Origin of the sequence: Acetobacter pomorum, from assembly GCF_002738225.1 — a bacterium.
GTDB classification, from domain to species: domain Bacteria; phylum Pseudomonadota; class Alphaproteobacteria; order Acetobacterales; family Acetobacteraceae; genus Acetobacter; species Acetobacter pomorum.
This window is the reverse complement of the sequence record NZ_PEBQ01000191.1, coordinates 1-9,777: the sequence shown is the minus strand read 5'-3', so window position 1 is coordinate 9,777 and position 9,777 is coordinate 1. Positions and strand designations below refer to the sequence as shown.

The following is a 9,777-nucleotide window of genomic DNA, read 5'->3' as shown; positions in this document are numbered from 1 at the left end:
ATACCCAGATGGGCGAAGCCTGATTTTGTAACAGCTTCGTAAGTCACCGGATAATTCGGCTGACAAAACATATGTATCAACTCACAGATTATCCAGCATGAAATTTATCTGGGGGTATTATGACTGACCGCAAATATGCACTATCATATGATGATAAAGTAGAAAATATTCTTGAGAGTTGTTTCAAACTCCTTGTCTTTCACAATCAGATCAAACTGTTGGTATCATGAAAAATTGTGACCGTCAGGGTTTCGAGATATTTTTCAGGAAACCGGAAAAGTTTTTATAAAGGATTTCAGAACCGTAAACATTCAGATGATCCTTGTCGCGATACAAGGGAATTCCATTTCTGACGGGAGAACAAGAGGTTAATTCTTCCGGACATATTTCTGAGAATGCATCAAACACATAAAGATTTTTGTGGTTTTCCTGAACATTTATCATAGCGTGCATGATGTCATTCAGGGGTTTTGCTTCGTCCTTTCGCTTGATGTCGCAAGTCGTATTATTCGATTGGGATGGAGCGCAGTTATATAATGAATCAAATCTGAACATCGGGATGGGAGACATAATGATAACGGAGACATTTTTGGCCTCCAGATATGATGCGATCTTTCCGACTTGCTGCAGCCAGTTCTCGATATCCGGCAAAGGTTTGATCTCGCCGTCTCGGGTTAGAAAAATTCGTCCCAGAATAACGAAATCGCCACTTTTCATCCGTGCAAGAGCTGCATTCCAAAGCTTTTGACGCTCTGGAGAAGAAATACCACCTGAGGCTGGGAAGGGCTCACCAACCGTTTCGACAAGATGAATGCCGTAACCAGACTTCTGTTGCAGTTGGGAAAGTAGTCCCATCAAATGACCTGCGTGACTATCTCCCATGATCCAAAGAGTGGGAAGGTTTTTATTCGCCGGTGGAATTGTACATTTCTCCATCGTGTTGCTATGTAGAGGGCGTTTGGGGAATTCTACAGTACAGTAAAAAAAGTTGGTATGTTTTACAGGAAAATTCTCATATGAATCAGGAAGATAACGAAACCCATTTATAGCAAGAGGATGGGGATTATGAGATTTGTGTAATGTAAATACATACAAAGACGAGAATAAAATGAGAGGCAATGATAATAAGTATGAAAATACATTTCCTTTATTTTGTAAAAATGTCTTCAGGCGCTTTTCCAGAATGAAATATGACGATATGGACGTAAAGAATGTCAATAAAAGGAAGTTATAAAGATACGACGTGTTAGATTTCATATACAGATTGAGTAAAGATAGAATGGGCCAATGGCATAAGTATAACGAATACGATATTTTCCCTAAAAACTGTAATACGTTGCCACTCAGGAAAAGACGTGCCTTGTTTGTATGAGGTAGAAACAGGATCAATACAGCTGTTGCCGGGGCTGCCAGAAAGCTCCACAGCACATTCTGATATTGCGGTAGAACGGCAGAAAAAATAACGCATAGAAAAGACAGGTAACAAATAACGCTTTTAATATTTTTCTGATCACGATTTTCGAAATGAAGGGACAAGAGGCATGCAATACATCCGATGCCAAACTCCCAAAAACGACCAAAAGGAAGCAGGTAGGCAGCGCCTCCTGTTGTATGTCCTGGCAGGATCATCAAAACGATGGCCGAGACTATTGAAAGTGCGCATATAGCGGTCAATGGAAAAAGTCTGGAAGTCTTTTCGTTAAAAAATCCGGTTATTTTCAAGAGACATGGATAGAGCAGATATATCTGCTCTTCTACGCCTAACGACCAGGTATGGGTAAAGGCATTCAGTTTTGTAGAGGGAGAAAAATAATCCTGGGATATTTTCCATAAGTAAAAATTGGAGAAACCGAATAGCGCGAGAAAACCGGTTTGAAGTGAAATCTGTGGCTGGGGATCAATTATCCAGACTGCAGTACTGCAAATGACAATATTCGTTAGCAGTGCTGGTGTGATGCGACGTAGTCGTTTGGCATAAAAATCATATAGGAGAGAGGGTAAACCTTTCCCGTGCCCATAATTAAATAAGCTTCCGGTAATCACAAATCCTGATATGACGAAGAATATATCTACACCCAGATATCCACCTGGAAGCCATTTGCTGTTCAGATGATTGATGATGACCATGAGGATGGCGATAGCCCGTATCCCATCAATGTCTTTTCTATACGAGAATTTTTTCACGGTTTCTGAAAAAGATATGCTGCCAATATTCATTATTTCTACATGTTAAAATTAAAATATAATAGTTTTGTCCAACTCTTATAAGGAGCGTGTGTCTTAAAACAAGTCTATCTCTCGTAAATATTTAATATATAATACATTTATTATTGATGGTTTTTCGTAATTTCTTAAAATATTTTTTATATATAGGGAAATGTTATCTATTTTATGAGTCTATAGTCTATATTTGAATGCTTCTACAGGTCATCAAAATAAGTAAAGACTGATATTTGATTGTCCATCTTTCAGTTTAATAAACATGCTTTATAAGCCAAAAAACAAAAATTTTGCAGGCATCTGGTAAAGAAAAAGGCTCAAGGTAGATATAGGCGGCTTTCAGAGAAAGCTTCAGTTCAACCGAGATCCGTATTGCTGACGCCAAAGGATAGCCGTCCAGATCCGCACACCATTCACCTCGATATCCCGCCAAGTAAAGCCCGACAATAAATTGGGAAATTTCCTGATTGTGGTCATGTTTTTACCTGCTTTGGTCTAGTGGACACACGGCAAAAAAGCAGAATATCAGGAAACCATTGTTTCCGTGATGAAGACCTGTTGATTATCTCCCTGTCACGACGGACAACGGCGTCACTGGGTAGATCAGTTGGGACAATCATCAACACGGGCTCTATCGTGGCTCTTTGGGAAAAAGGGCCGCAGACGCTCCATTTGTTCGTTCGTCAGCCAAAACAGCTCGCTCATCTCCAGTCACTTCACAGAGCCTGAATCAGATTTCCGCAATCAAATCATTAGATTCTGAGCCGAGGCATGACCATCTTGACAAAGTAAGGGAATTTCCTTACCTATGAAGAAAGTTAAAACTGGAGTTAAGCCATGGTCGACTTGCTGAAAGCAGAAAGCACTATCACCGCTAAGGGCCAGACGACTATTCCCAAGAGCGTCCGGAAGGCTTTAGGTGTAGACTATGGTGGGCGTATTGCGTTCGTCGTGGACGATCAGCGCCGTGTTCATGTCGAGAAGGCTACAGAAGAGACAAGCGATCCAGTCGTTGAGCGCTTCCTCGAATTTCTGGAGAAGGACATGCTCGACCATTCCCGTCCACGCCTTGTCAACCTCCCTGCCAGTTTGCCTGATCGCGTAGCCGCGCTCGTCGGGAATATGGACGTTGATCTCGATGATGAGATTGAAGGTGATGTGGCGCTCTGACTATGCTGACGATTAATGGCTGGACCATCCTCGCGCATCCGCTCTTTCTCGATCAGTTGGAAAAGCTCATCGGCGCTGTTGAGGAGTTGAAGGAAAAAAAGCCCCACGAATATCAAAAAAAACCGAGCACGAAGTTATTGGCCGCCTTGAACAAGCTGCTCTTCCAGTCAATCCCTGCCGATCCGACAGCAGCCGTCTATAGACAAGGCGGAACGCTTGGTGAAGCGCACAAGCATTGGTTTAGGGCAAAGTTCGGGAATGGTCGCTTTCGCCTGTTCTTCCGCTATAGTTCGGCCGAAAAAATCATCATCTTCGCTTGGGTGAACGATGAGACGAAATTGCGCACCTATGGTTCAAGGACTGACGCTTACAAAGTTTTCAAGGCGATGCTACAGAAGGGCAACCCGCCAGACGATTGGGACGCTCTTTGTGCAGCCGCGTCCGATCAGGCTACAGTTGACCGGCTGGGTAAGTCCTCTCATCCGAATTCGTGACGAATGCAGTTTAACGTTACAGCATTGCATATTGTCCTTTGGATCGGACTGTGGGCTGCGCCTGAACCACGCTAAGGATGCGTTTTCGCCATTAGGCTTAAATCCAATAGCGCAATGGCGGTTGGGGACACACGAAGCCTCGACCGTAAATCACGTTGGCAGCATGCTAACTAGTTTTGACGGTTAGGCATCAAGCGCGATGATAGCAGGACTATATCGCGCTGATTACTTCGGATATCCATCAGTTTAATCACGCCTGAATGTCATCAGGAAATGGCAAAGTCGGCCATTTACTTTACTTAAACTTACTTGACTTCAAACTCCGCCCTCTTCCCCATACCTACCTGCGATAATATCAATATCCCGCTAAACCATTATGAAGATGTGCTAAACGAACAGGAATAACGGGATATGTGGGCATTGATGATGCGGTATTAATCTGTCTGTTTTTGTTTGGAAATCTCGCCAAGGTGCTCAAGGATTGCCAGCAAAATGCGCGGTGCACCACGATAGCCTTCGTCTCCTTCCGTTTCCTTAATGTTAACCATGGCATCAAACAGGCGATAAGCTGGGCCATCCCTATTTGAGATAACTTCTTCAATCGCATCTAGGCTTAGGACCTATTAATTTATTGAATTGAGAAGGTTGTTGTGATTCACAGCCTCACCTCCATCGGTAAGTCTATGAATCACAACAACCTACTCAGTGTCTACCAGAGCATCCCATACATCTTGTTCAGTTCAGCAGCAAAAACCTAACGTAAATGGAGTTCCACTTGCCGTAGTACTCGTACATGTCTTGCCACGAACACCCGATGCGTAGGACAGAAAGATTCCATTGAGAAACAGATGATTATCCTATGCTGGCCAAGGATACGCTCAGGCAGCAGAAGATTGTAAATAATCACTTAGTATTCGTTCATAAGATCGCCACGAATTAACTGATCTCATCAAATAATAACTTGGAATCATAGCTCAGAAAACATAGTTGTATTCTCTGTTGGAGATCAAATTATTATTTGTGGACTGCATGACGGAAAATTGAATGGTTTCGCACGTTTCTTTAAGAACGCAGCTTAATCCCTAATAGGCCTTGATTTTTCCATAGCGCCTGTAATGGAAAGGCGGTGGGGTTTCTGGCCGCTCGGTTATGGCTTGGGTAATAAGATCATGCTCCGGGGCACGGTGGCATACGGGGTCAGTTTCCGTAGCATCTCCTGTCAGTGCCAAGGCTTGGCAACGGCATCCTCCCCAGTCATCTTCCTTGAACGCACAAGACTGACATGGTTCGGGCATCCAATCTGTGCCACGGAATAAGCGGAACAGGGGCGCATTTTCCCAAATATGAGCGAGAGATTCTTCTGTAACTGAAGGTATCTGAACGCCCGGAATACTTTCTGCCGCGTGGCATGGCAGCACCTTGCCAGCGGGAGAAACGTTTAGAAAGCGCTGGCCCCACCCGCCCATGCAGGGTTTGGGCCTGTCGGCATAATAATCCGGCGTTACAAAATCTATGCTCATGCGGCCAGAAAGGCGCGCGCGTGCTTCTGCAACCACCTTTTCTGTCTCTTCTACCTGAGCGCGGCTGGGCAATAATGCACTACGGTTGAGCAGCCCCCAGCCATAATACTGCGTATGCGCAATTTCTACGCGTCTGGCCCCTAGCTGTTCAGCCAAGGCCAGCATAGCAGGCACACGTTCGCAGTTTTGCCGATGGATTACAAAATTAAGGGTAAGGGGCAGGCCTTCGGCTTTAATAAGCTGTGCGGCTTCAAGCTTTTTGGCGTGGGCACCTATCATGTGGGCAATATGGTCTGCGTTCTCAGCTTCGGCATCCTGAAAGGAAAGCTGAATGTGGTCTAACCCTGCATCAGCCAGTTCTTGCAGGTTTTTGGTATTGAGCAACACCCCGGAGATGATCAGATTGCTGTATAATCCTGCCTTGGCTGCGTGAGCAACAAGTTCGGGCAGATCTGGCCGCGCCATGGGCTCACCACCAGAAAAGTGAACCTGCAATACGCCCATTGCAGCAGCTTCACTCAGCACACGTTTCCAGTCCTGAGTGCCAAGTTCCTGTGTGCGTGGTTCCAGTTGCAAGGGGTTGGAACAATACGGACATTGCAGAGGGCAGCGGTGCGTGAGCTCTGCAAGCAAGCTCATGGGGGGCGGCGGCGCACTCATTTGGCTTGCAAAACCTGTTTGGTGGCTAGATCCTGTAAAAGGATCAGCACATCCCGCGCAATAATCTCCCGTGGGGCTGAAAATTTCTGGCAGAGCAGATCCAGTATATCCCCCACATTGCGGGTGCCATCTATAAGTTGCAGCACTTCAACTGCAATAGGGTCTGCATGAAAGGCGCGTTCAGGCGCTTGAATGAACCATACATCCCGCACGCGGTCATGTTGCAAGCGTGTGCCCCGCGCAAAGCGGAGGATACTGTTTTCAGAAATCATTGGAAACATCAGCCACTTGGTTCATACCGCAGCTTCTGGGCGGAAAGCACCCGGTGGAATACGGGCGGGTGTGACATAAGCGTAATCCAACGCATCTAGCATGGACCACAACACCCCACATTTAAACTTCAGCGCATTGAGCACGCTTTGCTGTTGCTCAACCGTGCGGGCATGCTCCTTCACATAAGCCAGCGCAAAAGCGGAATCCTGCGGGGCCTGTGTGAGGCGTGGCTTAAAGTAAGCCAGTGTTTCTTCGGTAATGAAGGCATAGTTCTGCAACATGCCCGAAACACGTTCGCTGATAATGGTGGGGGAAAACAGTTCTGTCAGGGAAGATGCAATGGCTTCCAGCACAGACCGTTCACGCACAAAATGCACATAGGCTTCTACAGCAAAGCGCGTGCCGGGCAGCAGTCCTTCAAGTGATTCTACATAGGCACGGTCCAACCCAAGCCCATCTGTTAGTTTCAGCCAGCGGGCTACACCACCAGAACCAGGTTCTGTGCCATCATGGTCTTCTAGCCGTCGCCGCCATTCACGCCGCAGTTCAGCGGTGGGAAGGCGCGCAAGGAGAGAGGCATCTTTAGCGGGAATGCTGGCCTGATAGTAATATCTGTTCAGCGCCCATGCTTGAACCTGCCCTTTATTCAGTTTGCCGTCATGCAGCGCACGATGGAAAGGGTGCAGGTTATGGTAGCGTTCTGCGCCTATGGCACGCAGAGCTTTTTCCAGTTCATCAGGGGTGAGCAGTTGGTTGGTCATAGCGAGACTTTCATTCCATCAAATGCAACATCCCATCCGGCTTGCTCTACGGCACGGCGTTCTGGTGAATCGGCCAGCAGAATAGGGTTGGAATTGTTGATGTGGATGAGAACTTTACGTTTCACATGCAAGGGGCGGAAGGCAGCAATGGTGCCATCAGGTTCATCTGCAATGGACATATGGCCCATGCGGTGGCCGGTTTTGCTGCCCAGTCCGGCACGGATCATTTCATCATCCGTCCACAACGTGCCATCAAAGAACACAACATCTGCGCCGTTTATGCGGTTGCGTAGGGCATCCGTCATCATCGCACATCCGGGGATAAACAGGGCGCGGGCGTGGCCATCCGTTATTTCCAGCCCGATATTTTCCCCATTGCTCATGATTTCAGCGGGGTTCTCGGCCTTTTCTGCGTAAAGGGGCACTTTGCCTGGCACAATAAACGGCGTGATGCTAAATCCGGCAGGCGTTAAAGGAATAGGGTGTTCTGGCTGCATGGCATGGCGCGGCACAAGCGTGCGGTCCAACGCATTAAAAATAGGGTTTGCGTTGAGCTGGTCGAGCACTGGTTGTGTGGCATACAGATCAAAATGTTGCTGTTCCCGCAGGGTTAGCAGGCCCGTAATGGCATCAATTTCCCCACTTGTGAGCACAACGCCAGAAATGGGGGTGGAGCGTAGCCCTTCATGCGGGAACATATCCGGTGTCTGATTGATCTGGGTACGCAGATCGGGCGAGGCATTGAGCACATACCAGTGCTGGCCATCTCCGCTTACAGCAATGGAGGCCTGAGTGCGGGAAGGGGCTGCGGGGTCTCCCGCACGGGCGCGGCGGCAAGCAGGAGCGTTAGAATTCCATTGCGGAAAACCGCCACCTGCACCTGCACCAAGAACAACAATCTCAAGCATAACAACACATCTAAATAAAAAAGCCGCCAGTGCAAAACCGGCGTTCATACCGGTAATGGCTGGCGGCTAAGCTTGGGTATAACCCTGACTTATTTCTTCTGGCCGCAAACGTAGCTGTTGATTTCGGCGCCCAACGGAATTTCGGTTACTTTTGGTGCGGTCCAAGCCATGAGCCTGTCTCCTTGATTGAGTTGAAACAGGGCCGTTTCCTACAGGTTCTTGAGATAAAGATCCGCAGGAAAAAGCCGCTTTTGCGCCTTGCAGTGTGATGAAAAATAGCTATCACGCAAGTGTTTTACCCTCCAAACAGGCGGGTAGAGGGCCTATTTTCACGCAACTGTGAATAAAAGAGGGGCTGTACACCGCAACCGCACAAAATCTGTGCAAGATTTGTCTTGGCGGTCGGAGTCTTCTAAAGCACTTTAGATAAGCTAGGCTCAGGACTCATTCTTTAAGATAGAAGATGAAGCATGCTGCGATGTGGATTGCAGACATGAATGTATGAGCGCAGCGGTCGTATCTGGTCGCAACACGTCGCCAGTCTTTCAGCTTTGCGAACATGTTTTCGATCAAATGACGCTTTTTATACAGATGCCAGTTGTAAGGCGGCTTTGATTTCCGGTTCTTTTTCGGGGGATACAGGCAGTGATATTGCGTTCTGCAAGCGATAACCTGATCCGGTTGCTGTCATAGCTTCTGTCCCCGATGACTTCTTCTATCTCGTCGGGGAGATCTGCCAGAAGCACGTCTGCGCCTTTGAAGTCACTGACCTGCGGTCAGATGCAGCCGGACAAGCCGGTCCTGGCCATCGCACACGGCATGGCGTTTTGAGTTCAGGCAGCCTTTTGTCCGTCCGATATGGCGGGGAAAAGCCCCTTTTTGAGCAGAGAGACTGCTGTCCGGTGTGCTTTCAGATATTCGATGATCCAGGGTTCCTCGCCGCTGTTGCGGATCAGTGCCAGCACGTTGCGCGACGTGCCGCAGGCCGGGCTGTGATAGATCGTGATGGTCATGAGCAGGATTCCGGGGACGGACAGCAGGAGGACAGGGTCACGATCAGGGGAGCACAGAGTTCGGGGCTGCCTGCACAGCAGTCCCTGACGAGGAAAAGCATCAGGTCGTGCAGGCGAGAAAGACAGGCGCGAGAGGTCTCCATCCAGCCCTCTCTTCTGATAGATCCCAGCTAGTTCAGTGACTTCTCCCTCCCAGTCCGTGGCCAGCTCCTGTTTTTCGCGGGCGATGTCGGCGTGTTCGGAATCGGCCTGGGAACTGACCGAGACTGAATTGCCCCGGGTTTTGTGGAGACAGCAAGACCCGTGAGGTAAGAAGAATTCATGAGTAACAAATCGAAGCGTTTTCCGCCTGAATTTCGTGACCGTGCAGCCCGCATGGTTCTGGAGGAAGAGAAGAACCATCCTTCGCGGTGGTCTGCGGTGATGATGATCGCTCTAAAACTGGATATTCACCCTGACACGCTGTCAAAATGGCCCCGTCTGCATGAGCGGGCCAATGCGCCTGCGGTGAGTGACCTGCCTGATCGGGAGAAGATCAGGCAACTGGAGCGAGAGAACCGCGAATTGCGTCAGGCCAATGAAATCCTGCGTAAGGCTTCTGCGTATTTTGCCCAGGCGGAACTCGACCGCCTATGTGAATGGCCGTTTAAGCGCAATACCTCACATTGTTCTCTCGATGTTATTTCCAAAACGTATTATTCTACCGGCTGGATGATGAATACCGATTTAACGTGAAGACCCGGTCAGATGCGCTCTTA

General features: G+C 48.1%; 9 protein-coding genes and 5 pseudogenes. 4 read left to right on the top strand and 10 right to left on the bottom strand.

What is annotated here, in order from left to right; translation table 11 throughout:
• Window positions 1-243 precede the first annotated feature (243 nt).
• A complete protein-coding gene (locus CSR02_RS15000) occupies window positions 244-2,217 on the bottom strand; it encodes an acyltransferase family protein (protein WP_099542215.1) in 1,974 nt (657 codons plus the stop codon).
• A 618-nt stretch (window positions 2,218-2,835) separates the two neighbouring features.
• Window positions 2,836-2,925, bottom strand: a pseudogene (locus tag CSR02_RS14990) (IS5/IS1182 family transposase); the annotation flags it as partial.
• A gap of 132 nt (window positions 2,926-3,057) precedes the next feature.
• Between CSR02_RS14990 and CSR02_RS14985 the strand changes: the two are divergent.
• From CSR02_RS14985 to CSR02_RS16690, 3 genes are all read left to right on the top strand, one after another.
• The gene (locus CSR02_RS14985) at window positions 3,058-3,390 is read left to right on the top strand and encodes a type II toxin-antitoxin system PrlF family antitoxin (protein WP_099542213.1); all 333 of its coding nucleotides are present in this window, start codon (window positions 3,058-3,060) and stop codon (window positions 3,388-3,390) included.
• Window positions 3,391-3,392: 2 nt separating this feature from the next.
• The gene (locus tag CSR02_RS14980) at window positions 3,393-3,884 is read left to right on the top strand and encodes a type II toxin-antitoxin system YhaV family toxin (protein WP_099542212.1); all 492 of its coding nucleotides are present in this window, start codon (window positions 3,393-3,395) and stop codon (window positions 3,882-3,884) included.
• A 413-nt stretch (window positions 3,885-4,297) separates the two neighbouring features.
• Window positions 4,298-4,471 (top strand): hypothetical protein, encoded by a 174-nt coding sequence (locus tag CSR02_RS16690; RefSeq protein ID WP_167384168.1) that lies wholly within the window; start codon window positions 4,298-4,300, stop codon window positions 4,469-4,471.
• 495 nt (window positions 4,472-4,966) lie between these two features.
• Here CSR02_RS16690 and pqqE read toward each other — a convergent pair whose 3' ends face one another.
• The 8 genes and pseudogenes from pqqE to CSR02_RS17115 form a co-directional block, all read right to left on the bottom strand.
• On the bottom strand, window positions 4,967-6,064 hold the full coding sequence (pqqE, locus tag CSR02_RS14970; RefSeq protein WP_099542211.1) for a pyrroloquinoline quinone biosynthesis protein PqqE: 1,098 nt from the start codon (window positions 6,062-6,064) through the stop codon (window positions 4,967-4,969).
• Window positions 6,061-6,336 (bottom strand): pyrroloquinoline quinone biosynthesis peptide chaperone PqqD, encoded by a 276-nt coding sequence (pqqD, locus tag CSR02_RS14965; RefSeq protein ID WP_099542210.1) that lies wholly within the window; start codon window positions 6,334-6,336, stop codon window positions 6,061-6,063. The genes pqqE and pqqD overlap by 4 nt, the downstream gene beginning before the upstream one ends.
• 21 nt (window positions 6,337-6,357) lie before the next feature.
• Window positions 6,358-7,098, bottom strand: a complete 741-nt coding sequence (pqqC, locus tag CSR02_RS14960) for a pyrroloquinoline-quinone synthase PqqC (protein ID WP_050818443.1) — start codon at window positions 7,096-7,098, stop codon at window positions 6,358-6,360.
• A complete protein-coding gene (pqqB, locus tag CSR02_RS14955; protein WP_099542217.1) occupies window positions 7,095-8,006 on the bottom strand; it encodes a pyrroloquinoline quinone biosynthesis protein PqqB in 912 nt (303 codons plus the stop codon). The genes pqqC and pqqB overlap by 4 nt, the downstream gene beginning before the upstream one ends.
• 89 nt (window positions 8,007-8,095) lie before the next feature.
• A complete protein-coding gene (gene pqqA, locus CSR02_RS14950; protein ID WP_014457297.1) occupies window positions 8,096-8,176 on the bottom strand; it encodes a pyrroloquinoline quinone precursor peptide PqqA in 81 nt (26 codons plus the stop codon).
• 738 nt (window positions 8,177-8,914) lie between these two features.
• Window positions 8,915-9,019, bottom strand: a pseudogene (locus CSR02_RS16900) (arsenate reductase); the annotation flags it as partial.
• Window positions 9,016-9,150: pseudogene (locus tag CSR02_RS17120) on the bottom strand (transcriptional regulator); the annotation flags it as partial. The pseudogenes CSR02_RS17120 and CSR02_RS16900, both read right to left, overlap by 4 nt.
• Window positions 9,146-9,295, bottom strand: a pseudogene (locus tag CSR02_RS17115) (VIT1/CCC1 transporter family protein); the annotation flags it as partial. The pseudogenes CSR02_RS17120 and CSR02_RS17115, both read right to left, overlap by 5 nt.
• A 45-nt stretch (window positions 9,296-9,340) precedes the next feature.
• On the opposite strand from CSR02_RS17115, the pseudogene CSR02_RS14915 reads away from it, so the two are divergent.
• Window positions 9,341-9,651 (top strand): annotated as a pseudogene (locus CSR02_RS14915) (transposase); the annotation flags it as partial.
• Between the last annotated feature and the right edge of the window lie 126 nt (window positions 9,652-9,777).